This is a genomic window from Clostridium sp. Marseille-P7770 (assembly GCF_902143525.1).
Classification (GTDB): Bacteria; Bacillota; Clostridia; order Lachnospirales; family Lachnospiraceae; genus Pilosibacter.
Genome location: NZ_CABFVC010000003.1, coordinates 48,933 through 72,419, shown reverse-complemented (window position 1 = coordinate 72,419; position 23,487 = coordinate 48,933). Strand labels below are relative to the sequence as shown.

Sequence of the window (23,487 nt, the reverse complement as noted above, 5' to 3'; positions counted from 1 at the left end):
TTCATTAGTCAAGTTTCATTTCTGCGAATGATTTCATTTCTTCTGCTAACGACTCTGGGTCGTTTGCGTATTTTTCAATCCAGGTATCGAAATGTAGAGATAAATAATTTTCCAAGTTATGGATATTTAATGGTCTTTTTCCCATCAGCCTTATAGCGTCACAGAACATCTTTGCGCATTCTTCGTTATTCATATTTTTCCCTCCGAAATTGCTATTTCATTTGATTTATGCTACTTCATCCATCTTCTTATATAATGTTTCGCTTACTCCAAAACTCAATGCAACTTCTTTAATAAGTTCATCACCCCATTTATCATTAAAGAATCCCCAACAACTGTCTTTCTCTTCCCAGACATCATCTTCTGCATCGTATTCTTCCGTAATAACTCCATATACTTCACCAGTTAGATACATGTCATACTCATCAACTTCGCTTTGCATCCACTGGTATGCAGCATTCTTCCAATTTTTATCTGTGATTTTTACGTAATTCCCTTTTTTATTCCAAATTTTCCCACCGCAATCAAAAATTGTTTTCTTGTTAGTGTAAATATATCCAACCTGTCCAGAATCCCATCTGTCACCAAAACTTCCAGTGCTCATTGTAATTCCGCTATGGTCATACAGATAAAGTGGAAGATATACAATATTTGCATGTTTCTCTAACAAATACCATTTATCTTTCTGCGGTAAAGCTTCAATCATATCATCGACTAACCAATCAAGTGATTCGTATTCTTCTATTACATCAAATTTTGCTTCTCTGCTTGTGCCAAGTGGAAACCAATAATATGTTCCCCATAGCTGCCACATTTTTTCATGTCTGTCATATCTCAACTCAAGTCCATTAGATGCTTTCTTTGCTTTGATATAGTTAATGATTGTTTTCTCTTCTACATTTTCTCTTATAAGGCTATTCAAAAAGTCTTCATTATCCGAATAATCATTATCCTTGTAATCTCCCAGTCTATAATCTCTATGCCAACACATCATTTTGCCTATTTGACCATCCCAATCATACCGTGGATCAAGCGGTTCATTATCCTGTTCAATATGTAGTCTCATAAGCTTTCCGTTTTCTTTATAGTATCTGTATTCTTTATCTGCCATATGTTTTACCTCCGAATATATTCGTAAATTTTGTCTAAATCTCCATCTGCAACCAGTCTTGCATCTACAACACTGTGTTTTTTCATATAGCTTATATAACTGTCAAGTCGATCAGAATTAGCACTTTCAAGCGTTTCTTTTGCACGTTCATTATCAACCTTGAACAAATAAACTCCTCTCCAGTTCTGACAAAAAACAAGATGCTTATTTTTGCAGTACCGTTTAATCGCTTCTACCTTTTCTTTGCGTTCTTCGGCTAATTTCTTGCTTCTATCTTCCTCAGCTTTTTCTTGTTCTTCTTTACGTTTTCTGTTCTCGATCTGAGTATTAAACAAACAGTTGCTACTACACAGACATTTAAGGATATGTGTTTTGACATCATAATCATCTGGTTTGTCGTTGCTGATCCACCATAAGAAATTATCAATCGTTGATTTGAACGTGCCTGGGAAGATGCAATTATTCCCAAGATATTCATCAACCAGATCTTTCTCCTTGTCTGAAATCCGTAACGTAATAAATACGGATTTCACATCCGGTGACCATATTGATTCATATCTGTTTTCTTTTCCATATACGGTGAGACCGTATGCAGAATACAGTTCTTTTTCTTTTGCATTTTTGTCATAAATGATTCCCATGTTTCTACCTCCGTAAATTCAAACTACATTCCCTTTAATTCTGCATCAGTAAATTTACTCCATTTACCTGTTTGAATATTATCCATTCTTTCTTCGAATGTTCTTTTCCTCATTTCATATTGTTTTGTTGCGATGTAATACGCTCCATAAACTAAGTCATTTGTCGTATCAATAATCATAAATTTTTCAGGTTCGTTCATATTATCAAGTATGTATTGCATGAAGTTTTTAAAGACGATTATTGAATTTGTTTCACACCAAACCACCACCTTATCCTTTTCTTCCGTTACAAACCGAACTTTTTGCATTTTATACCTCCTTTTCTAATCTTCCCAATGGCTGCATACCCTTAACCGCATAAATTTCCATCATCTCTTCGTCTAATGTATTTATTCTCACTTTCCTCATGTCTGATGTATTAAGAAATCCAATTTGTACAAGATAGTCCAATATTTCTTTTTCTGTCGCATCATATGCAATGGTAATCCCTGTTTTCTCAACACAAAGGTTATTTACTTCATATCCATCCTTATCATTACCCCACACATCGAAATAATTTATTAAGGAGTATTTCATAGCACACCATCCTTTCTAATAAATAAGACAAATACATTTCTGCATCTGCCTTATTATTCTCTATTTGAAATTACAATTTCCTTTGATTACATTTCTTCATTATTATATGTATAATCAAAATCTCCATATTTTAATTCAGACTTAATAATATCTCCTGTTTCTGTTTTCCAATCCTGTCTAAACAGTTTTGCCTGCTCTTTTGGGGTATTTTCTTTGTCAACCAACTTAAATTCTCCATCAACATAATCGTATCTTGTAGTAACAGGTTTATATTCCATATTGCCTTCTTCAATCTCTTTCGAGATTTTCATCTTTAACTTCTGTTGAGATGTGCCAATGAATAAAAGTCTCATGCTGGAATATTCTTTCCATTCATTGCAGCTATGCAAGTAATATATTTGCTTCGCCATATAATCACGCTCCTACCTGCTAATTTTCATACCACTGAAATGCACAATCATACATCATTCTACCTGTTATCTGGTCTTTGAATATAGGACAATGCCAAGCCATTCTATAATCATGTGCCTTACACCATTCTTCAATTACCTTTGTCGTAAGTGGTGTTATATATACATATAAATCTGACTCATGGTGATCCATTTCGCCTTCAGAATAACCGGCTTCAATTAACATCTCCTTTAGTGTTTTCAGCATAGTTTCTCCTTTATGATTTCCAATTTTAGCGACTCCATTTTCCAACTTTATTTCCGTTGATATCAAGACAAGTTCCATATGTATAACCTTCTGCGATTTTCATCTTGATTTCATCAAGGATTCTATTTAATTCAAAACCTTCAAAATGTTTATCTTCTTCTCCAGTATATGGATCACAAAATGCTGCGTTTCCTGTTTTAATTTCAATTTTCAGCATAATTTTTCACCTCCTATAATCCAAGCACAAAACAATCTCTCTGACGATTCCAAAAATGTGCTTTTAAATCCGCAAGAGTTTTTGTACCACTTTTTAATGCTTCATAATCTGCCTTCACCATGTCTTTTGTATAATTTCCCTGGCTATAAATGCATGACCGAAATTCTTTGCCTTTTTGTGCATACCATCCTTTTCCTTCAGGAAAAGCATTTTCGGCAACTGTACAAAAGGTAATTATTATTCCGTTGTAGTCTGGCAATTTGTGTTCGCCACTTAAATCATGTAATTCAATTTCTATTCCGTTTGGTGTGATTGCTTTGTCAAGAATTTGCATAGTTCTCCACCTCCGCACTTTCTAATCTCAATACTAAATCAAGCACCTTGTCTCTATATTTAATCATCCGCACTGCTTTTCTAAGAGTTTCTTTTTCTCCAAACTCATCAGGGATAATATCAATTCCATATTCTACAAGCTGCTTTTCTGCTTCATACATCAAATCTTTTGCGTTTGCCTCTGGAATATATTCTTTACCTCTTGGATCTGCAATTCCTGCTTTTACATATTCCGGATAACACAGGTCAATAAACCGTGGAAGTTCCTTGTCCAAATCCATCATGTATGTTAAATCTGGATCAAGAATACGCTTAGGATTTCCGTCTCCGCCCCTCTTTTCCATCATTTCCGCAACATCTTCTGTCTCATAAAATTCATTCTCTGCAAGAACTTTTCTCTGAATCTCTTCTGCGTTTTCTTTAATCATTTCATATAACACCTTTGCATTAAAATAATTACTCTTTAATTTTCCAAGGAATTTTTTATCATACTGGATCTGTGGCAACATAACTATATCCTCCTCGCTTTTAACATCTGTTCTCTGTATTCCTTAATCTGTTCCATTGTCAACCACTCTGGTTTTTCATCGTCTGCGAATGAGTTCCATATTTTTTCCATTCCGTCACAATGTTCTTCAACTGACTTATAATACAGATGTCCTTCGTATCCATTTCCATTGCCCAAAAAATAATCACAGTCCATTTTTAATCTGCATAACATCATGTAGTCGAATTCTCTTGGATGTCTTACGAATGGTTTATCACATACAACTTCTTCAGTAACAGATGTTTCTGGTTCACCCCAAATGTCTCCGTCTTCATGTCTATATGCTCCTGTACACAACCGTAATCCATTCCTGCCATCGTTCTCGTCAAAATACAATCTTCCGTTTTCATCCTCATAATAAGGCCGCTCCATACACCCACCAAAACCTACATATTTTACTTTTAACATGACAATCGCCTCACCTTTCTATCCGATCCAATTTCTTGTCACTGTGTCGTAAGTCGCACCATTAGCATCCTGGTATTCGTCATCTTCTGAATATGTGAATACATAGCATCTATGACCATTGATATTTTTCGTTTTTCTTTTACCATGCAAGACTGCATATCTTTCCCTAAATCCTGCGCTGTAACACATTTCTCTTATTTTTTCGTCTCGCTTTGGATTTCCACAAGCTGCCTGAACGCAGCCATATAACCATCCATTCAGATAGTCAATGTTGTAGCAATACTGTCTCCATGAATCTGAATTATCAGTGAATACATAGAAGCCTCTACCATCATCTCCACGCTCAATCCGTGGCTTTCCGAAATTAGCAATAAATGACATTAAGTTATCTTTGATAATTTCCATTTCATTTTTTGTAAAATCGTACATAAACGCTTCCTCACTTTCTATTTTTGCATAATAAAAGACAACCAGTTATATATTCTCTGGTTGCCTTTGTCTGGTCGCTATAAATTTGTTGCATTTCCATTTGCATCATACTGAATTTTATCAATGTGCAACACGTATCCGACTTCTTTTTCTCTGTCGTATACTTCCATTGAATTGCCACATGACCATTCGAATGAATACCGTGAGTCATTTGACTCGATGAGTTTGATCAAATGATCAACCAAAGCATTCATGTCTCGTGCCTCTAATTTCTGTTTCTCAATATCCATTTACCTCACCACCTTTATTCAAAGCAAATCCATACACCCAGGTGTTTGCTATCGTCTGCATGAAACGATGTTACTTTCACATCAAAATATTTAGATAATGCATCTAAAATTTCACCGTCCCAGTGATCGTCGTTTTCTTCTGCCTTGTGAGATTCTGTGATATAAAGACCATCTAAATTATAATCACAGACTAAAAGTCCATCTGTGATCTCATCAATAATATCCTTAAAGTCGTTATAGTCTTTAAAGATACATTTTTTAATTTCGCTTTCTCTCACATTTTTCATTGTTATCTTTCCTTTCTTGCCTCCTGAAATCTTAGTTTCATAAGTTTTCAATGTCATTTTTAACATTAGCAATATCTTCGATGAGATTATTCATCCCTTTATCGTCTCCGTATTCCATATTCTCACACATATATTTTGTGAGCTCATAGAACATTCTAATTTTCTGCTTATCATTCATCTCATCAAAGCATTTCTGCATTTCTCTTGTCATTTCTACCATAATAGTCTTCCTCCAATCTTCCAAATGAAACACGCATTTCTGCTCTCCGTCATAAAACACCATTGGGAAAGCAAATTTCTTAAAATGGTGTTTTCTAATCCATTCGTGAGCTTCTTCACACGTTTTAAACCCACCTTTAATACATGTATCATCATTTAACCACTCAACTCTATACATGAATTTTCCCTTCCCTATGAAATGTTGCTTTCTTTACTCGCTCTGTAAAATCTTTCCAAGCTCTTTTGCCTGGTCAACTGTACAGATCGCAGTTGCTTTACTTTCCTCATTTCCGTTCTTTCGTGTAAAATGAGATACCAGGTATACCTTATCTGCCATCTGCTTTCCATCTACAATGTAATGCCCAATTTCTACGGACTGATCACCAAGTTTACCGATCTCTTTTGTTTTGTTGTACACAAATTCTTTTGTCATGATTTATTCCTCCTCAATGCGTGTCACTTTTGTATCAAATATCCTCTTGATTTCATTCCAACTGTCAAGATCAAGAAGATAGTCGGCATGGTGTTCCAACTTTTTAAGCTGATCAAAATCTTTTTCGTCCACTTCCATTTTGATTTCAAATTTTACTGTTATATTTGCCATGTAAAGCTCCTCCTTCTCGCTTAAAATATCTATTTACACGTCCAGACAGATCCGGTGATAACACCACCATCTGCCTCTTCTCTTTACGAGTTTATGCCACGCTGTAAATTCCTGGCCTGTGCAGTCGTACTGTGACGGCACACACTCCCTGTACTCATTTGCCTCGAACCAGCCTTCTGCCATCTCTTCTGTTTTAATCTCTGCCGGAAGTTCGATTAGAAATGTAGCACCGTTATAATCGGCATCAAATACTCTACGTTCCGATTTCTGTGCCTGATTCTTGAAATAGATACGGATACTCTGTTTGAGATCTCTTACGCCGTCGTAATCGTTGTACTTCCCTTTTGTCGGAAATCTTTTCCACATGTCCCGTAAGAGAAAAAGCATCTCATAATTGCTTTTTACATTTTTCATGTTGTAGCATGGATGAGTCCCATCATCATGAATCTTCCACATCTTCATCCTCCTTGTCTAAACCAAACCATTTTCTTTCCTCTTCTGTGAGATCCAGATCTCCCTCACAAAAGTCTGTGAAAGAATCCTCATCGGTTTCCTTCAGTTCGTGAAGTGCCGACGTTGCAATCTCTTCCATCCGTGAACGTGAGATATAATCATCTTCCGTTCTGTAACGAAAGTATTCCAATGCAGAAGCGAGGGCTGCAGCTTTTTTATCTGCATTCATCCAGTATGGATAATAATTCCCATATCCCCATTGTTGATTTTCTGGTCCGTTTGGATCGTATCCAACCGCAACCACATACTCTGTCCCTGCCTCGTTCTCAAGCAGGGCAATATTGTTTTTCCGTAAAATTTCTTTATATTTCATTCTCTCTTCCTCCTATTCCAAATTATTTTCCTTAATCAACCGTGCTCTCACTTCTCGGTTTAGATCTTTGTTGACCGAAATATGTCTGTGAGTCGTGCGGTTGATATAAATGAAATGTGAACCGCTTGAACGTACACGGACATAACCGTTCCGTCGCAAGACAGGCTCAAACTCTCGCATCTCTTTCGTGAGACGAACCTTCCTACTCATTTGCATTCTCCTTTCTTTTTGTATTTGCGTTCACATACATGACCACATTCTCACCGGTGATGAACTCACCGGCAAGGTCTGACTATGTATAAATATTCAGTGTTTTTCCGTTTTTTCTTTTAAATCTTCCGGCTGGATGATAAATTTCACTCTTCCGTTTTCTGCTTTTCGCCTATGCTCAACATTTAACTCACGTACAACGATATCTTCAAGGAAGAGACTGCAAGCAATCTTATAATCAACCAACGGATACTGGACAACTGCCTCTGATTTTAAGAACACTGGTTCGATTTTACGCAGGTACTTAACCATCGCCTTTTCAACTTCTGTTCTGTTCTCTGGATACAGTTTCCATAAGTCTCTTAAAGCTCTCATGATATAAGTGCTATATCCATTTGCCTTACGGTCGAATCCTGCTTTCTTGCAAATGCGGAAGATGAAATCTGCGAGATCTGCGCCCTGTCTACACATAAAAAGTGCCTCTGTATAACTTCCAAGAACACTCGCAGACCGATTTCCCTTATTGGCAACATACTCGAAATCATATTTCTTTTTCATTTCCTCAAGAATCATGGTTGCCTTATCGTGCATCAGGAGCATCGCACCATGTTTCTGAACCGCCGTCATTCTTGCAACTCCAACGTTCTGGAACGCGTACATTTTCGCTTCGTAAACCCTGCGCTCTGTCGGATTTGTCGGAGCGTTGAGAATTACCATTACCTGTAAATCTGTCTTCGGCTCGCTGATGAGCTGAGATGCGATCCACCTGCCAAAACCATCGAACAGGTATACCTTGCCTTCCTCCCAGTGCGGGACACCTGCCAACGGTAACAGTTTGTTGTCGTCCCAGTGTCTTACGAGATAGTCCAAGCTTCTTGCAGTTCTTTCCGGAATCTGATAGGTCTCATCAATTTCCAGAAGTTCCACCGGGATCCGTACAATGACAGCGTTCATCTTTGCATCAACGGCTGCTTTTAAAAGTCCCTTAAGCTCGCTTTTATTTCCTTTGTTCTCTCTTCCTGTAACCTCTTTAAATGTCATACACATAATTCATTTCTCCTTTTTATTCGCTTTATTTTTGTTTTCTATATTCAGTTTTGTATTGCACAAATATACATATTTTCGTATATTTATGCATTTTAGGGTAAAAAAATAGCACCTCACATTTCTGTAAGATGCCTTACTACTCCACTTCTCTTCCGGACAACCAGTTTCCGACCGTCACATTCCCTCGTCCGTTCCGGATCTCCGCAAGCCGTATAGTAGGCACACCCACGGCACGGGTATTTTGACCGTAACATCTGCATGGTTGCTTCGTAGGCTTTCGCTTCTCTCTCAGTCATTCTTTCACCTCCTTGAAAATGTGTGTCTTCAGCATATCCATAAACCACACAGAGAAATCCGGATACTCTGCCTTATCTACAAGATCACGATAGACCTCGTGCATCTGGCTTGCTGTGAACACACGACCCACAAACGGCTCTTCGTATGTCACAAACTTGCGTTCAGGATCTTTATACATGTGGATATAAATCCCCTCACGCTCGCCCTCGCCGTGAATACCATCAGCGATTTCCCTGTCAAGCAGTTCCGGATAACACTGCTCAATGACTTCACGCACGATGAGATCACTTTTCGGAAAAATGTATTCGTAAGCATATCCTCCGAAGTTTCCGTATTGGTTCCGTTCTGACCTGGAGATCTCCATAATCTGGAGTGTAGCTCCATAACTGATAAACGGAAGCAGATCACGCAATGTTAATACTTTTTTCATTTCTCTTTTCACCTCCCTACAGTCCGATCCGAGACAGGACGTTTCTTGCCTGTCTGGATAACGCGGCTCTGTTTTCCTGATGGTCTGTACATGCCCTGTAATATCCCATCAGTTCCACCCATGTTTCCCAAGCCACATTTTTAAAACCCCGAACGGGCTTCTGTGCGGTTCCCTTGCAACAAAGCTCGTGAAGTTTCACGATCTTGTGTCTGCGACTTGCCTCCTTAATATATGTGAATACGTTTGCCATTTCTGTTTTCTCCTTTATAAAAACATCAGCCCTAATCCCAGAGCTGACATCATAATAGTTACACTGATGTCACCGTCTAATGACGGGACGCACAGTCCTCCGATCAGGAGCAGAAGCCCTATAGCTTTCGCTTTAAGAGCTTCTTTTCTCTTGCTTCGGGAAATCCGCGAACGACGAATTGCGTTCTCGGTTCCGTTTTGCCAGGTTCTATGATCGTAGTCATTATGAATTTCCATGCAGTCAAACATAGTGTTTTCCTCCTTTAGCAAATGATTCCCTTGCGAGCCGACGTCATAATCCGTGTCAGCTCCGCCTCATTTTTGGCTGCCTTGAGCATATCAATCACATGCTCACTGTAGCCGAGTTCCTTTGCGGCACAGTATACCTGTCTGCGCCAAATGTATTCGCTCTTACTCATTTCTCTTCACCCCTTTCCCAGTAATAACCGGAACCGTCCTGCGTATAGAGCATCAGCCCGGTTTCTGTTGCGGCATAGTCCGTGACGGTCTCCATGTTGAGGAATTTGTCCTCGCTTGGGCAATTTCTGCCCAATAAAAAAGCAGCCATAGAAATGACTGCAGTTAGAATGATATAACCTGTAATTTTCTTTGCCATGATTAGGCCACCTCCCCTCTCATGACCTCAAGCATCTTCGACAGCTTCTCGCATGTCGAACGCTTGAGTTCTGCGCGGTCGTGCTCATAGCTCTGCCTATCGGTACTTTCGTACACATAGACAGAGTAGTTTTCCGTTTCGCAATGGATGGAGCCGCACCTGTCTCTATCATAGGGTTCGGTGCTGTCCCACTCGTTGTAGTGGAATTTACCTTCTCTGATCTCCGCATAGATTTTAGAGAGGACGGAAGCAACCTCAGATGGATCCACGACGTTTCCGTCGTAGTCCACCAGAGCGTAAACAGTTTTGCTTCCATAGCCACTCCGTAAGAGCTGCCACTGTGGGAAACTGTCATCGAACTTATTACCAAGTTCGGTTACCTTGCGCCGATAGATAGACGCAAGGAGTTTAAACCGTGTCAGACTGCATGTTTCCATAAGCCCAAATTTTTCCTGATTTGCAAATGTTGTTTTCAAACTGTTCTTTCTCATAAAATCTCCATTTCTCCGTGCCTTTGCCTTATGGGAGAATTTGCACGGTTCCCTTTAATAATATTCTCCGTTTTGTGCGGAGATCTTGAATTTTGGGTATAAAAATAGCACCCTGGCTTGTGGGCTGGGTGCTTGTGGTGTGGTTGGCTATTTAGTTTCATCTAATTTTTTTTGAAGTGCGGCAATTTGTGCTTTGATGCCGGCACGCTCTGCCTCTATCCTTTTTTCGTTTTGTTTTGAATACTCTGCATCCGGTATCCATTCCATAATTTCTCCAGGCTGGACCCGAAGATATTCACAAATACGATTGATAGTTTCTGTTTTAAATCCTTCATTTCTGGACACTTTAGAAATAACATTTGTGCTAAGTCCAGTATTATCTTTTAATTGCGTTTTTGTTATTTTTCGCTCTTTTAAAAGCGCGTCAAGCTTATAATATACTATCATGCGGTTTCACCTCTCTTTAATTTCTTCAAGGATAGCATATTATTTGACCTTTTTCAAGTGTTTCAAGTGCAAGTTATAATATGCACTATAAAAGAGCAGAGCTTTTGCATTGTCTGCTCTTCTAACTGCATACTATTCGTTTATTACATCCAAGGTAGTGATATTGACACCCATAGCCGCAAGAATAACTTTTAAATCACGGTATCTGGTTTTCATGGCTTTGTATACATCAGTATCTTTCCCAGTCATTAACATCCACTGCTGAATACGTGAAAATTCTTCCACGCAGATTTTAATAGTTTCAGAGTTATTCATTTCTTCCATCCTTCCACCGCCTTTCTATATTCATAGTATAGCGGATTTATCATAGATTTTCAAGTTACTTATTTCAGATACATGTCACAGAATACAGCCATAAACAGTTTATTAAACTGATTCTTTTTCATAGCTGTAACAAGCGTACCATCTTCAACAATCTTTTTGGAAGTTGCATACTTTGCACCAAGTTTATCACTCATTGACTCAGCAAACTTGCTAATCTGTCCTTGTGTGCATCCTTCAATACCTAAGTTAGAAAGGAACTCAGAAACACATGTTAAAAATTCGCCGCGCTTGCCATCATTGATTTTTAAAGTATACGCATTGAAAATATTTTCAGGTACAAACTTATAGCTATCCTTCATATTTTTTTTGTGCGGTTCAAGAATATCAGCGTGTTTAAGCTCTTCCTTTCTAATTTCGTTATCTACTTCAATTCGTGGGAATTTTGCTGATGCATCTTCTACAGACATACCATTATCGAGTTCAATCTGACGGTTTTTCAGGATGTTTTCAAGTTTAGCATTAAGCGGTTTGATAACAGATTTAAACCGTAAATCTTCTTTTGCAATTTTAAGCGCGGAATCTTTAAAAGTGTTAAGCTGTAAAGTTGCTTCTTTGCTCATTTTTGTAAAGTTAATCTGATTTCTTGCCATAGTATACCTCTTTCTCCTATTTGTTGCATAGGTGCGAATATTTATAGTAATAAGTTAGTGTTATACACACTATAAAAGGGTAGACTGGTAGCGTATAACTGATTGTCTACCCTTCTAACTATGTATAATTTATGTATTTATAATGCCTATTTTCTAGGTAAGGCAAAGATAGTTATTCTGTAAACTGTTCATCTCTAAACCAACTGCTTAAAACCCAGTATATACCTTGCATCTCTACTAAAATATATACCCTTCTCTCATTTATTATGGGTACGGCACAGTTACCGTATAGCGTTTTCTCCCACGCTACAGCGTGACTACTAAAAAGAATTGTTATTCATCCGCCCCACATGGGCATTATAGAAAAATAACTTTTCAATCGTTCAATCACGACGGGGTTTTTCAATTATCAATCTGCTAGACAGTGTGTGCATAGTGTGCAATACACTACTTCCTAGTGAAAGGTGTTACACTGGTAAAATTTTTGTGGATTTTTTGCAAGAAATATGCTAGAATAAAGATTGCTAGGTGCTAGCATATCTTTGCTATCCACTATGTAAGGGTTTGGGTATTGCAGTACCTGAACCCTTTTGTCAAGTTGTATGTCCTTGACTTGTTTCAAGTATATCATGCTACTTGACTTTTGTCAAGAACTTTTTAAAACTTTTTTGAGTGTTTTTATAGCTGTTATGCTCAAACTCAAGATTTATTTTCTTGACACTGATAGAATATCATAGTTCTTGACATAAGTCAATCATTTTTTTCGATATTTTTAAAAGTTATTTTCTTATAAATAATAATAAGTTCTACTAATAATTAAACCATATCAAATATCAATAACTATTCCTATTATTTCATTCCTGCCATTCCAGCTCAAAAACCAACCTAATATTAAATACTATTACACATAGTTTTTGAAACTATTTATATAGTTTTCAATACTATATCATATAGTTTTAATTGCCATGCAAGTGACTGTTAAATGTACGTTTACGGTGGTTTCACAGCACCGCGTCACCGCGTTAAAGCGATGGGGGTACTAAAAACTAGAACGTGTGTTCGAGTTTGCCGGAAGACCATAAGCTGATCTCACCACACACTTGCTCCAAAAATCGCCCTCTCATTTATCATCAATTCTAATATATATATAAGTATACCTAATAATTCAACAATCAACCCAACAACCACCCTTTCCACCCTTCGCTCTATTCACCACACCCTCACCAATCACCTTCAAACCCCACAATTTCCGTATTTAAACCAACCTTTCCCACTTTCAACCCATTATCGAGTTAAATATCGAGAAATACCCATATTTTCTTACTAAAAATCGACATCACTCTCCCACTTTTTAACACCCAAAATTTCAATTTTACCGCCCTAACCAGCCGTAAACCTCACAAATTCCGGCAAATTTTCGATATTGAATTTTAATCATATTTTTTATAGATCACTTAAGACATCTGCCAAAACAGGTGTCTTTTTCTTTGTCAAAAAATCATTGACCTTCTATACGCCATTCTAATCGATTTACATATCTTTATTGAACAAGTTACCACACCATTGCAGAAAACGCTCTGCAACGTCTTGTAGGCTTTCAAAACAATATCATAGCATTTATTATTCTATCATTCATAGAACGCATACCACATAATCAAAAATAACACGACGCTCTACAATCGATTCTACGGCATTTTCTTTTCATCAACCAACACTTTATCAGTAAATATGTAAAACTCTTGCACAGCGTCTCACAGGAGCTTAAAACAGTATTCCTGCATCTGTGTTATACTCATTATAGAACCATGATTCATAAAACAATATAGCATGAACTCGTAAAAGCCGTTCTATGACGTTTTAATAGTTTCATTGAACACTTTATTATAAACAAGTAGAAAATCCCGTACAGACGCTCACAGAAGCTCATAATAGTATTTCTGTTATATGTATTCTATTTCATTTATCACACAATCCGTTTTAACGATTCCGGAAAAACACATTCATCATACAAGCACAATCTCCTACAAGCAGATTAGCTGCTAAAGAAACCGTATAGGTGGGGGTATGATTAAACGCTGCCAGGATAAGATGATCGCATAACAGACATGGTGATCAGGAATAGGAAAAAATTTTTGAAATCAACTGGAGAATTTAGATCATTAAATCTATAATAAAAAAGAGAATATATTATTGCAACAATAAAACCAAATAATAATATAAGTTCAAAAAAAGGAGAAATTTTTATGAACATGCCCATCAGGACAAATAAACTTAATATTGGAATGATTGTAAAAAATTATAAAGAATTATGTAATCTATTAAATCAAGAAGCAAAAACCGGTAATTCAAAAAAATACCAGCTTGAGGATTTTAAATGTTATTTCGATTGGGAAAAATCCGGCCAGAAATTTATTATTTCGGACATCTATGACACGCCATTAACTAAAGAAGATAAGCGTAAGTTGGGAAATAATTCCATTTATGTTCAATGTATCGAGGTGATTCTATTGCAATTTCTTTCGCAGCAAGAGGGATATAAATGTACACTCTCAAAAAAAGATTGGTGGAAAATGCTTGGAATTGTTAATTATAAATATGGTAACACTCCAGAATCTGATTTAAAAAATTTAAGTTCAGATGTAACTTCTTGGGAAGTAAAACACTTTTATCAAAGATGTAATAAAAAATTAGAAAAAATTTTATTTTCTGCCTTAAACAATCTGAGGAATAGAAAGTTAATCACCTATGAAGTACAAACAATTATTATAGATTCAAATGGTAATAGTATTGAGGCCGATGATGAGAAAAAGAAAAAAATTCTTCAAATGGAGCGCTATGTGCTTTATGATTTGATGGGATACGAAAATATCATTCAGGTTTTTTCAAAATTCCAGCAAGTAGAATTCTATTCTAAGGTAAGTGAAATGTTAAAGATCAATTACGACTGGTCCCGCTATTTTAAACAACTAAAAATAATTTATTTACCAGATGGAATCAGGGAAGTTCTTCCTGAAGCAAAGATCAAATTACAAAGAGAACTTTTAAATGAAAAAGTTGTAGATTGTTTAGAAGTTAATGCGAAAAATATTTTTGAAAAAAACAAATTAGAATCTCAAAAGCATGAAAATGAATTGATGAATAAATATTGGGGAGAAATACCTCAAGATATTAATGATAATATTTGGTGTCCGCCAGATACATATCTTAATGCTCAAAGCGTTCTTACAAATGAACTAATTAAAATAGGTCATAAAGATATGAAATTTTCAAAAGAAGAATTTATTGAAAGTAACACCGATCTTGATGAATTATTTATATTTGACAAATAAATCATTGTCTTGCAGACAGCCACTTTTCTCGTAATTAGTCTTCCATGCGCAAAGGACGCGCATGAAATCCTATTTCCGAGAAAAGTTTTAATCAGCAATTGAAACCGACCACCGGAAGTGGTCGTTTCAAAAGCTGATTAAAGTTAAAAACTATTAAATAAAAAAGTTGTCCGTTTAAAAGGGGTAATATAATTATTACTATATTGACCTTTTAAACGGACAACTTTTTTATATGCGTCTAAGCACTGTTTTTCCGAGGTTTTAGGTATATTTATATTTTCTGAATATTCTGTCAATTTAATATTGTGTATTACATTCTTTGTATATTTGATAATTGTCTGACAATTACTACATTTATCATTTTCTTTTTTTGTGAGTTCCTTATTCCCTCATACGGACAAATTTTAAAATGTTTTTTTTAAAAATGGAGAATAAATATTATGCCATCAGTTTTACATGGCATTATTTTCTATATAAAAGGAGCATCACAATTGTTTTACGCATCAGATTACAAATATTTCGACAAAGCACGTCAGGCAGCACTCATCTCCGACTTCCCGCGTCCGCACATTGGGTGCGTGGCGGTTTGTCACGGTCAGGTGATTGCTGCCGGATTCAATCGGCAAAAAACGCACCCCCGCCAGCGTTACTACAATCGCTATCGAATCCAGTCGGATTCACTTCTCCCAAAACTTCACGCCGAAATCGCATGTCTTAATCAGATCAAGAATCTCGACATCAATTTTTCCAAAGTGAAACTCTACATCTTTAGAATCAGGGAGGACCAGCCGTGCGGAATGGGGCGGCCATGTCCGTCGTGCATTGCTGCGATCAAGGACATTGGAATAAGAGAAATATACTATACGACCAATGATGGCTACGCTTTTGAAGAAGTGGCGTGAAAATTGGAGAATAATTATAGAAACAAAATATTTACATTTCCAAAGGAGACAACAACCAATGAAAGAACTGAAAATTGATCAAAAATTAGCGGCACTCTTTAAGCCGCTCGAAAAAGAACAGCTTGATGAGCTTGAAGAAAAACTCAAAGCAAAATACGACGGGACCCCGCTTTATGTCTGGAAAGGCGACATCATCGTAGATGGACATAACCGCTATCCCATCATGAAGAAGTATAACATTGACTTTAATGTTGAAAATGTGGAGGACTTCTTAGGAGAGGATTGTTCCAGATCAGATGTTATGCAGTGGATGATTTCCCATCAGGAAGCGAGAAGGAATCTTTCTATTGGAGAAAAACTTTCTGCTTATTCTATGATGCAAAAAGAAATTGCACTGGAAAACAAGGAGAAAATGTCAACTGGCGGAAAGATTGGTGCAGATATCACTAATGGCAAAACGGCCTGCGTCCATTTGGACGCACCCCGCAATCGTTCCACAAACACTCGTGAACAAATTGCAAAAATGGCGGGGGTCGCTGTTGGAACTGTTGCCAGATATAATCGTGTAATGAATTCCGACGATGAAAATTTAAAAGAAAAGGTAAATTCTGGCGAAGTTACTGTAAATAGAGCATATGAAGAAGTACGAAAAAAAGAAAAGGAAAAAGAGAATATATCTAATGAAAACCCTTCCGTACCAAAGACTTATAAAGAAGCCGCACAGCTATATGGCGGAATCCAACAGGGACATCTTCCAAACCGAAAAAATAAGGAAGTCATTGACGATGGATTCACTGAGGAACAGTTGGTAAATGCCCTTATCTCTGCAAAAACACCTGTCAATGTGTTAGATTCTATTATTCCAAAACAAGAATTTGATATCATGTCGAAAACCTTATTGGAGAATGTTGAATCGTGCGATTACCGTATTTTCGATTTGCATGAAGTGTATAAGAAAATGGAAAAAAATGATTTAGATTATGCTATTGAAAAATTCGACAGTGTAATTACAGCAATCATGGAGTTAGAAGAAAAAATCAAAAAAAGTATCAAAGGAGAAAATTAATTATGAAAAAGAAAAATGGATTATTTGTTCCGAATAGTACAGAGGTTGTACCGTGTAAAATTTTACATGCAAAATTAAAATGCCAGAAACCTCCAAAGGAAAGTGATATTCGAGCGCTGGCCTCCACCTGGGAAGATAAATTATGCGATCCAATTCACGTAAGTTATCGCGATGGTCAGTATGGAATTGTAGAAGGTCAGAAAAGAAAACTTGCAAAAATGATGATTGATTCAGAAGGTACTCTTGTATGCCACATTTATAGAGACTTGACAGAACAGGATGAATATCAGTTGTTTTCACAGCTGAACAATGGAAAGCGTTCGTATGGAACCAATGAAGATTACGAGGCGCGCTCTCACTTTGATCCCAAATGGAAGTATGTGATTGAATGCGCCAGAAAAGCTGGTTTTTCTATTGTTTATTCCGGTGGTGCAAGAGTAAATACGTTTGGTTGTCCTGCTACTCTTGAAGAAGTGTATGACGAATTAGGTGATATTGATTTTGTAGATATGCTTTGTTTATTATCCAGCGTTTGCTCAGGAAATAAATACTCATTACAGGCGAATTTTTTAAAAGGTTTTTCAAAATTTTATACCGTATACAAAACATCTATTATTGAAAAGGAATTTCAGAAGGTATTTATTGATAGAGCCACGAAAGAAATTTCTCAAGCAAACTTTATTAAGATTAAGGAAAAGGCTGATACATATAATCGAACAAAAAATGTCGGTATTAAAATGGCCTTCGGCATTCTTATGCGATACAACGAATGCTGTTCAAAAAAGAATGCATTATTATTTGCTGCATTTGATTCACTAATTTCTTGATCACGTATTAACTATTTCAGGGCGGTATTCTCGCCGCCCTCTTCTATCCGATTCGGACAAATTCCAGCAACTAAACAATCGAACCAAATAGAAACGGAGCGATTACTATGAACATTTTTAAGATCACAAGGAGACATCTATATGACAGGAACATCACAGGTAAGTGCAGTAAAGAACCATAGCAATTATAGCGGAGATCTCACAGTGGAAGATTTTTCAACTTTTTCTCCGAACAAAAAGAGAATAAATACACAGATGGTAGCCGACAAACTACCGGAAGAACTGAAAAACAAAAAAATTAAAAATGAGGAGAAGAAAAAAATGCAATCTTACACACTGGAAGAACTTCGCGCAATGAAATTAGTATCTAACACAAATGGCCGACCGGAATTCAGTCTCACTGATGAAAAGTGGCAGCGAGAATTTGAAATCCGCAAATTTTTGATCAAACCAACTAAAGAAAAACGAATGGGCGGCAAATATTCCAAGGAAAGCGGTCAGTGGAACGAGGAGTCATTGGGAAAATATTGCGGAGCTACTAACTGGCAGGACTACTGCTCTTATATCAATGATGTGTTGAAAAATATTCGTGAAGGTCAGGTTGACTATCTTTATTTTATCTTCCAGATTGAGGAACTACTGCGCTTCCACCTTCAGGATCTGAGAACAAAATATGTTCCTGACGGCGGGTGCGGCTACTGGAAAGTATGGTTAGAGCGATAGGGTTAAGAAAATTTCTCTGAAAAATGGAGAATTAGTATGTAGAAAATGAAACAAAGGAGGTAGCTGCTATTTTAACTTGTAAGATTCGAAACGAAATCATCAACTGTTATGATGGAACACACACCAGAGAACAGTTAAAACAGTGGTCCAAAAAGAAAATTTTATTATGTCCAGCATGTGGAAAACCGTATGAATATTGTCATGGGCGAATTGTAGATCCGTACTTCAGACATGCGGACAAAACCGAATGTGAGAGCTATTCGGAGCCAGAAACTAACGAGCATATGCAAGGAAAAATTGATTTATATGAGTGGATCAAAAAACAAAAAGGCGTCCGCGATGTGGTTCTCGAAGGCTGGATCCCAGAAACAAAACAGCGTCCTGATATCATGTTTACATATAGGAATGAGCTATGGGTCATTGAGTACCAGTGTTCTCCTATTGCGACAGAATATGTAGAACGACATGAATTGTATCAGACGGCAGGAATTCATGATATTTGGATTTGTGGCACCGAAAAATACTTTCAAAAAAACATGCGAGAAAAGTATTTGGAGACAGCAGCTGTTGGTTTTTACGATTCAAAAGAAAAGAATTTTATACCCATTGACTACAATTATCTATTCGTTGGGAAAACCTTAAAAATCAGCCATTATTATCATAACCATTGTTATTTTAGGGGTTCAAACTTAAAAGATTATTATTTCTCGAACGGGCATATATACAATGTTTATTTAGGGAATCCAGATGTGATTTTCGAGAAGAGAAAACGCAGAAAAATGGTTTCTAAAACTTATGACCTTCGAGAGAGTAATGAATTTTTAAATAGGCAATTAAATAGAATATTTTCTGTATTACAAAGTAATTTGGCAAATTTCAGCAATGAAAATTGGAACTTTCATGTAGAAACTACTCATAGTAAATATAAGGTATTCAAATACATTGTAGCCATTCCGAGAATCTTAGAGGATAGGGAAGTAACATATTTTGCAAGCATTCATTTCGAGGACCATTTGGAAAAAATCAAATTGTATAACATGAGCTTCGAAGAATATCAAAATTGCAGAAATCCTGAATATCTCAAAAATTTATTGAGACCAATTATGAAGAAAAACATCAATACGTTATTACAGTACCATCATCGAGATTTAAGATTTTTGGAGGTTACACATGAGTAAGCATTTAACATCACAAAGATATGTATATAAAATTCGCACCTCTCGTTTAAGAAGGAAAAAGTGGAATCTGCAGCTTTCTATTTCAGATGCCAGAGAAAATCAGGAGCTGATCGCTTTAAGCGAAAGCCAGATTATGCGCTGGATTGATGAACTAAACGGAATTACAAATCCTGAGTTACATATTTCTGATATTCGCTCGCAAATTAAAAAATTAAAAAAGGAAGAAAATCTTTCTATTTCCAGACCGAAAATCAAGAAATTATATACAGAGCTGGACAGCTATCAATTTAAGAAAGACTATGTATGCGTCGTAATTGATAAGGTGAAAGATTTCGAATATATCTATAAGAACGGTTTTACAATCAATGGTATTAAGTATAGATGGTTGCTTGGTACGACCGGCGGCGTTAAGAACAATACTTTGGTTTTTGTAAACGAAAAGCTACTTCCTGATCTTCGGACCAGAATTGATAATGGTCGGAATACAAATATGAAATTCGCACCTGCAAAACTTGAAGCATATATAGCGCTGGTGTGCAGTTCATCCACTCCTGTCTCTATGCCGAATGGTATTGTAGTTGTTCATGATTGTATTACTCATTTTAAATCTGATGTGATTGAGTTGGATGATACAGACCTTGATCAACCAAGCATGAAACACATAAAAGATAAAGATGTTGAACTGATTGACAGTGATGGATATGGATTGGCGATGCCACAGTTAATGCAGCGTTGGGGAGAAGAAATTCATGAAGATTTCTTACTTCCTGGCTGTGTGATCAGGAATTCATTTTGTAAAGGCGCTGTTTTTCCAGTGGATTTCCAGAAATTTGCTGCCAACCATGGATTTACAGAAATTACTGATGTATGGGGAAATACTTATAACATCAACGAGGTTGAGTTAATTCTTACAGAATCTATGCTTAAACTTTGGGAATCCTATTCTTCTATCGAGAATTATTTGAAAAACTGCGAAAAAAATCACTATACGTTTGCAATCACAAAATCATCGGAAGAGGAGCTTGAGAATGTTAGAACTATGAATTATCAGTTCCTACAGAGCTACGATTTTACTGATGAGGAAATTGATGAGCTGATTGCGCCGACGGTTAATGAGATTAAAGACATTTTAGCAGATGATTACCGTAAAACCGTCTTGTATGCAAAAGGTGTTGGACTAAATGCGAATAGTGTACAACACTTGGACAACTCTTTTGCTACGGCACTTATGATAGAACCAGGCATGGCTAATGACCCATTTATTAGAAACCAGATTCGTTCTATGATTCGTAAGCGTATTGATGATGCCAAAGTGGGGGTACTTAAAGTACCGGCCAACTACTCTCTTGTATCAGGTGATCCTTATTCTCTTTGCCAATCAATGTTTGGGATGGAGGTTACAGGACTTTTAAAAGCCGGGCAAGTATATTCTAAATATTGGATTGATAAAGGTATAGAGACAATTGTGAGCTTTCGAGCGCCAATGACATCTCATAATAACATTCGAAAGCTACAGGTCGTGCATAATGAGACTATGGATGAGTTTTATCGATATATGACCACGCCGACTATTTTTAATAGCTGGGACACCTGCGCGGACGCCATGAACGGCTTCGACAAAGACGGGGATTGTGTTATCAATACTTCATTTGATTTGCTTGTTAGAAAGACGCAGCAGTTTCCGGCAATTGTATGTGTACAGCGAAAGGCCCCGAAATGTGTTCCGACCGATGATGATATTATGAAATCGAATATCAATAGTTTTGGAAATGCCGTCGGAGGCGTCACAAATAAAATCACATCTATGTTTGAGGTCCAGGCAAATTTCCCCAAGGATAGCCGCGAATATAAATTGCTTGACTATAGAATTAAGTGTGGACAGCTTTATCAGCAGAATGCGATCGATAAGACCAAAGGCATCGAAGCAAAACCAATGCCTGATACTTGGTACAATTGGATTGCAAATAAATTGTCGAAAGCTGGCGACAATAACCAACGTAAGACATTTTGGATGAACCGTCGAATTATTGCCGATAAGAAGCCTTATTTTATGCAGTACATTTACCCTTCAGAGCGTGCAGAATTAAATAATTACCGTAAAAAAAACAACGAGAAATGCTTAATGCGATTCAGATTAACGTTGGATCAACTTATGAAAAAAGAGAATAAGACTAGAGAAGAAGAACGCTTTATTTCTTGTTATTATGATCGTATTCCCCTAGGAATGGGTCCATGTACGATCAATAAAATCTGTTGGAGAATTGAGGAATTATTTGATCATGTGACTATTTCTGATGGTGTGGATTTTGATTATTCCATCTTAAAAAGTGATATTGCTTATTCTGATAAAGTATATAATAAAATTAAAAAAATATACGAATCATACAAAAAGAATCTTCAAAATTATGTTCAGTATGCGAAAGCCGAACGACTCAAATCCGAAGATCGTCAGATTCAGAAATATCTCCTAAAAGAGGAGTTCAAAGAAAAATGTTTGCGCGATTGTCCAAATGAAGATATGCTTTGCAACATTGTCCTCGATTTATGTTATTCGAAATCTAAAAGTAGCAAGCAGTTTGCATGGGATATGTGCGGAGAAACATTTGTAAAAAATCTTCTTCGCCGCAACAATTATAAAATTTCATATCCTGAAATTGATGAAAATGGCGATATCGAATTTGCCGGAATGAGCTTTTCTATGAAACAAGCAAATATAAAAGTGGATGTTGATATGGAGGATAACGAATGCCAGTTATATTGAATGAGAAGGAATATGTCGAGAAAATAATTGAGAAAGGGGAAGTTGGTAAGAAACCAACTTCTACCCTTTTTCTCTTATCCAAATATTATCGCCAAGAAGTAAAGTTGAGCGAAAAGAAAACTGCAGAAAAACTCAATGAGTTTATGGAGAAAAATTATAAAGATTATAATCCTGCCCTATGGGAAGATTTAATTGAGGATGTTTCCAGAAAAGGAAAAAAATATTTATTGCAAGAAATTGAATATATTGGAATTACTCAGGAAGAACTAAATCAAATCTCCTCTATTAAGGGATTAAAATATCAAAAGCTGTTATTTACAATGCTTTGCTATGCGAAGTTATATAACACCATTTCAAAAACCAACAATGGATGGGTGAATACTGACATCCCAGAATTGTATAGAGTAGCCAGAGTAATAGTAAAGTATAAAAATGACAAATTTTTATATCTAAACGACCTTGAAAAAACAAAACTAATATCTTTTTCTAATAAAAACGACAACCTCAATATGAGAGTTGATTTTATTGATAAAGATGGGGAGGTCGTTTTAAAAATAACCGACTTTCGAGAGTTAGGATATGAATATGAAAGCTATATTGGAAAAAACAAATTCTTTAAATGCTCTGAGTGTGGTAGACTTGTCAAAAGAAAGACCAATAATCAAATTTATTGCCTTGAATGCTCGAAAAAAATGAACCTCGAAAAGCAAAGAGAACGCGATAAAATGAAAAATCTTGATTCAGAAACACCCTTAGAACCAGCATAAAATAAGGGTTTTCTGGCACTATGCCTGT

The 23,487-nt window shown here is 36.6% G+C and carries 39 protein-coding genes; 8 read left to right on the top strand and 31 right to left on the bottom strand.

Going from position 1 to position 23,487, the window contains the following annotated elements; translation table 11 throughout:
* Positions 1 to 4 precede the first annotated feature (4 nt).
* From FN001_RS07220 to FN001_RS07075, 31 genes are all read right to left on the bottom strand, one after another.
* Complete coding sequence (locus FN001_RS07220; protein WP_142411350.1) at positions 5 to 193, bottom strand: hypothetical protein; 189 nt, start codon at positions 191 to 193, stop codon at positions 5 to 7.
* Between the two features lie 33 nt (positions 194 to 226).
* The gene (locus FN001_RS07215) at positions 227 to 1,111 is read right to left on the bottom strand and encodes a hypothetical protein (RefSeq protein ID WP_142411349.1); all 885 of its coding nucleotides are present in this window, start codon (positions 1,109 to 1,111) and stop codon (positions 227 to 229) included.
* 5 nt (positions 1,112 to 1,116) lie between these two features.
* Positions 1,117 to 1,752, bottom strand: coding sequence for a hypothetical protein (locus FN001_RS07210; protein ID WP_142411348.1), 636 nt, complete (start codon positions 1,750 to 1,752; stop codon positions 1,117 to 1,119).
* 23 nt (positions 1,753 to 1,775) lie between these two features.
* Complete coding sequence (locus FN001_RS07205) at positions 1,776 to 2,060, bottom strand: hypothetical protein (RefSeq protein WP_142411347.1); 285 nt, start codon at positions 2,058 to 2,060, stop codon at positions 1,776 to 1,778.
* Position 2,061: 1 nt separating this feature from the next.
* Positions 2,062 to 2,328 carry a hypothetical protein gene (locus FN001_RS07200; protein ID WP_142411346.1) on the bottom strand — a complete coding sequence of 89 codons (267 nt, stop codon included), beginning with the start codon at positions 2,326 to 2,328 and terminating at the stop codon, positions 2,062 to 2,064.
* 86 nt (positions 2,329 to 2,414) lie between these two features.
* Positions 2,415 to 2,738 (bottom strand): hypothetical protein, encoded by a 324-nt coding sequence (locus FN001_RS07195; protein WP_142411345.1) that lies wholly within the window; start codon positions 2,736 to 2,738, stop codon positions 2,415 to 2,417.
* Positions 2,739 to 2,757: 19 nt separating this feature from the next.
* The gene (locus FN001_RS07190) at positions 2,758 to 3,063 is read right to left on the bottom strand and encodes a hypothetical protein (protein WP_142411344.1); all 306 of its coding nucleotides are present in this window, start codon (positions 3,061 to 3,063) and stop codon (positions 2,758 to 2,760) included.
* Entirely contained in the window at positions 3,011 to 3,202 is a 192-nt protein-coding gene (locus tag FN001_RS07185) for a hypothetical protein (protein ID WP_142411343.1), read from the bottom strand. The genes FN001_RS07190 and FN001_RS07185 overlap by 53 nt, the downstream gene beginning before the upstream one ends.
* Positions 3,203 to 3,215: 13 nt before the next feature.
* On the bottom strand, positions 3,216 to 3,536 hold the full coding sequence (locus FN001_RS07180; RefSeq protein WP_142411342.1) for a hypothetical protein: 321 nt from the start codon (positions 3,534 to 3,536) through the stop codon (positions 3,216 to 3,218).
* Positions 3,523 to 4,044 carry a hypothetical protein gene (locus FN001_RS07175; protein WP_142411341.1) on the bottom strand — a complete coding sequence of 174 codons (522 nt, stop codon included), beginning with the start codon at positions 4,042 to 4,044 and terminating at the stop codon, positions 3,523 to 3,525. The genes FN001_RS07180 and FN001_RS07175 overlap by 14 nt, the downstream gene beginning before the upstream one ends.
* A 2-nt stretch (positions 4,045 to 4,046) precedes the next feature.
* Entirely contained in the window at positions 4,047 to 4,490 is a 444-nt protein-coding gene (locus FN001_RS18420) for an LPD11 domain-containing protein (RefSeq protein WP_243121968.1), read from the bottom strand.
* An 18-nt stretch (positions 4,491 to 4,508) separates the two neighbouring features.
* Positions 4,509 to 4,919, bottom strand: coding sequence for a hypothetical protein (locus tag FN001_RS07165; RefSeq protein WP_142411340.1), 411 nt, complete (start codon positions 4,917 to 4,919; stop codon positions 4,509 to 4,511).
* A gap of 77 nt (positions 4,920 to 4,996) precedes the next feature.
* Entirely contained in the window at positions 4,997 to 5,209 is a 213-nt protein-coding gene (locus FN001_RS07160) for a hypothetical protein (RefSeq protein WP_142411339.1), read from the bottom strand.
* Between the two features lie 14 nt (positions 5,210 to 5,223).
* Positions 5,224 to 5,562: a hypothetical protein gene (locus FN001_RS07155; RefSeq protein ID WP_142411338.1), complete on the bottom strand. Its 339-nt coding sequence runs from the start codon at positions 5,560 to 5,562 to the stop codon at positions 5,224 to 5,226.
* A complete protein-coding gene (locus tag FN001_RS07150) occupies positions 5,534 to 5,893 on the bottom strand; it encodes a hypothetical protein (protein ID WP_142411337.1) in 360 nt (119 codons plus the stop codon). Before FN001_RS07150 ends, FN001_RS07155 begins: the two co-directional genes overlap by 29 nt.
* 33 nt (positions 5,894 to 5,926) lie before the next feature.
* A complete protein-coding gene (locus FN001_RS07145; RefSeq protein WP_142411336.1) occupies positions 5,927 to 6,148 on the bottom strand; it encodes a hypothetical protein in 222 nt (73 codons plus the stop codon).
* A 3-nt stretch (positions 6,149 to 6,151) separates the two neighbouring features.
* Positions 6,152 to 6,319, bottom strand: a complete 168-nt coding sequence (locus FN001_RS07140) for a glycogen/starch/alpha-glucan phosphorylase (protein WP_142411335.1) — start codon at positions 6,317 to 6,319, stop codon at positions 6,152 to 6,154.
* A 33-nt stretch (positions 6,320 to 6,352) separates the two neighbouring features.
* Positions 6,353 to 6,775 carry a hypothetical protein gene (locus FN001_RS07135; protein ID WP_142411334.1) on the bottom strand — a complete coding sequence of 141 codons (423 nt, stop codon included), beginning with the start codon at positions 6,773 to 6,775 and terminating at the stop codon, positions 6,353 to 6,355.
* Positions 6,759 to 7,145 carry a hypothetical protein gene (locus FN001_RS07130; RefSeq protein ID WP_142411333.1) on the bottom strand — a complete coding sequence of 129 codons (387 nt, stop codon included), beginning with the start codon at positions 7,143 to 7,145 and terminating at the stop codon, positions 6,759 to 6,761. Before FN001_RS07130 ends, FN001_RS07135 begins: the two co-directional genes overlap by 17 nt.
* A gap of 12 nt (positions 7,146 to 7,157) precedes the next feature.
* Entirely contained in the window at positions 7,158 to 7,325 is a 168-nt protein-coding gene (locus FN001_RS18715; RefSeq protein ID WP_486463509.1) for a type II toxin-antitoxin system HicA family toxin, read from the bottom strand.
* A gap of 126 nt (positions 7,326 to 7,451) precedes the next feature.
* Entirely contained in the window at positions 7,452 to 8,402 is a 951-nt protein-coding gene (locus tag FN001_RS07120) for a hypothetical protein (protein WP_142411331.1), read from the bottom strand.
* A 113-nt stretch (positions 8,403 to 8,515) separates the two neighbouring features.
* Positions 8,516 to 8,698: a hypothetical protein gene (locus tag FN001_RS07115; RefSeq protein ID WP_142411330.1), complete on the bottom strand. Its 183-nt coding sequence runs from the start codon at positions 8,696 to 8,698 to the stop codon at positions 8,516 to 8,518.
* On the bottom strand, positions 8,695 to 9,129 hold the full coding sequence (locus FN001_RS18415; RefSeq protein WP_243121967.1) for a hypothetical protein: 435 nt from the start codon (positions 9,127 to 9,129) through the stop codon (positions 8,695 to 8,697). Before FN001_RS18415 ends, FN001_RS07115 begins: the two co-directional genes overlap by 4 nt.
* 16 nt (positions 9,130 to 9,145) lie before the next feature.
* The gene (locus FN001_RS07105; protein WP_142411329.1) at positions 9,146 to 9,379 is read right to left on the bottom strand and encodes a hypothetical protein; all 234 of its coding nucleotides are present in this window, start codon (positions 9,377 to 9,379) and stop codon (positions 9,146 to 9,148) included.
* Between the two features lie 14 nt (positions 9,380 to 9,393).
* The gene (locus tag FN001_RS07100) at positions 9,394 to 9,627 is read right to left on the bottom strand and encodes a hypothetical protein (protein WP_142411328.1); all 234 of its coding nucleotides are present in this window, start codon (positions 9,625 to 9,627) and stop codon (positions 9,394 to 9,396) included.
* 14 nt (positions 9,628 to 9,641) lie between these two features.
* A complete protein-coding gene (locus FN001_RS18030) occupies positions 9,642 to 9,797 on the bottom strand; it encodes a hypothetical protein (protein WP_185911862.1) in 156 nt (51 codons plus the stop codon).
* The gene (locus FN001_RS07095; RefSeq protein WP_142411327.1) at positions 9,794 to 9,994 is read right to left on the bottom strand and encodes a hypothetical protein; all 201 of its coding nucleotides are present in this window, start codon (positions 9,992 to 9,994) and stop codon (positions 9,794 to 9,796) included. Before FN001_RS07095 ends, FN001_RS18030 begins: the two co-directional genes overlap by 4 nt.
* 2 nt (positions 9,995 to 9,996) lie before the next feature.
* Positions 9,997 to 10,485, bottom strand: a complete 489-nt coding sequence (locus tag FN001_RS07090) for a hypothetical protein (protein WP_142411326.1) — start codon at positions 10,483 to 10,485, stop codon at positions 9,997 to 9,999.
* A gap of 147 nt (positions 10,486 to 10,632) precedes the next feature.
* Positions 10,633 to 10,932: a helix-turn-helix domain-containing protein gene (locus FN001_RS07085; protein ID WP_142411325.1), complete on the bottom strand. Its 300-nt coding sequence runs from the start codon at positions 10,930 to 10,932 to the stop codon at positions 10,633 to 10,635.
* 132 nt (positions 10,933 to 11,064) lie between these two features.
* Positions 11,065 to 11,256, bottom strand: coding sequence for a hypothetical protein (locus FN001_RS07080; protein WP_243121966.1), 192 nt, complete (start codon positions 11,254 to 11,256; stop codon positions 11,065 to 11,067).
* Between the two features lie 59 nt (positions 11,257 to 11,315).
* Positions 11,316 to 11,906 (bottom strand): hypothetical protein, encoded by a 591-nt coding sequence (locus FN001_RS07075; RefSeq protein ID WP_142411324.1) that lies wholly within the window; start codon positions 11,904 to 11,906, stop codon positions 11,316 to 11,318.
* Positions 11,907 to 14,149: 2,243 nt separating this feature from the next.
* Here FN001_RS07075 and FN001_RS07070 point away from each other — a divergent pair.
* The 8 genes from FN001_RS07070 to FN001_RS07035 all read left to right on the top strand — a co-directional run bounded on the left by FN001_RS07070 (position 14,150) and on the right by FN001_RS07035 (position 23,459).
* Positions 14,150 to 15,235 carry a hypothetical protein gene (locus FN001_RS07070; protein WP_142411323.1) on the top strand — a complete coding sequence of 362 codons (1,086 nt, stop codon included), beginning with the start codon at positions 14,150 to 14,152 and terminating at the stop codon, positions 15,233 to 15,235.
* A 440-nt stretch (positions 15,236 to 15,675) separates the two neighbouring features.
* Complete coding sequence (locus FN001_RS07065; RefSeq protein WP_243121965.1) at positions 15,676 to 16,137, top strand: tRNA-specific adenosine deaminase; 462 nt, start codon at positions 15,676 to 15,678, stop codon at positions 16,135 to 16,137.
* Positions 16,138 to 16,195: 58 nt separating this feature from the next.
* Positions 16,196 to 17,203 (top strand): ParB N-terminal domain-containing protein, encoded by a 1,008-nt coding sequence (locus FN001_RS07060; protein WP_142411322.1) that lies wholly within the window; start codon positions 16,196 to 16,198, stop codon positions 17,201 to 17,203.
* Positions 17,204 to 17,205: 2 nt separating this feature from the next.
* Positions 17,206 to 18,030: a DUF6551 family protein gene (locus tag FN001_RS07055; protein WP_243121964.1), complete on the top strand. Its 825-nt coding sequence runs from the start codon at positions 17,206 to 17,208 to the stop codon at positions 18,028 to 18,030.
* Positions 18,031 to 18,171: 141 nt separating this feature from the next.
* Positions 18,172 to 18,753 carry a hypothetical protein gene (locus FN001_RS07050; protein ID WP_142411320.1) on the top strand — a complete coding sequence of 194 codons (582 nt, stop codon included), beginning with the start codon at positions 18,172 to 18,174 and terminating at the stop codon, positions 18,751 to 18,753.
* A 68-nt stretch (positions 18,754 to 18,821) separates the two neighbouring features.
* Positions 18,822 to 19,931: a competence protein CoiA family protein gene (locus FN001_RS07045; RefSeq protein ID WP_142411319.1), complete on the top strand. Its 1,110-nt coding sequence runs from the start codon at positions 18,822 to 18,824 to the stop codon at positions 19,929 to 19,931.
* Positions 19,924 to 22,692 (top strand): RNA dependent RNA polymerase, encoded by a 2,769-nt coding sequence (locus tag FN001_RS07040; RefSeq protein ID WP_142411318.1) that lies wholly within the window; start codon positions 19,924 to 19,926, stop codon positions 22,690 to 22,692. Before FN001_RS07045 ends, FN001_RS07040 begins: the two co-directional genes overlap by 8 nt.
* Positions 22,677 to 23,459, top strand: a complete 783-nt coding sequence (locus FN001_RS07035) for a hypothetical protein (protein WP_142411317.1) — start codon at positions 22,677 to 22,679, stop codon at positions 23,457 to 23,459. Before FN001_RS07040 ends, FN001_RS07035 begins: the two co-directional genes overlap by 16 nt.
* Positions 23,460 to 23,487 lie beyond the last annotated feature (28 nt).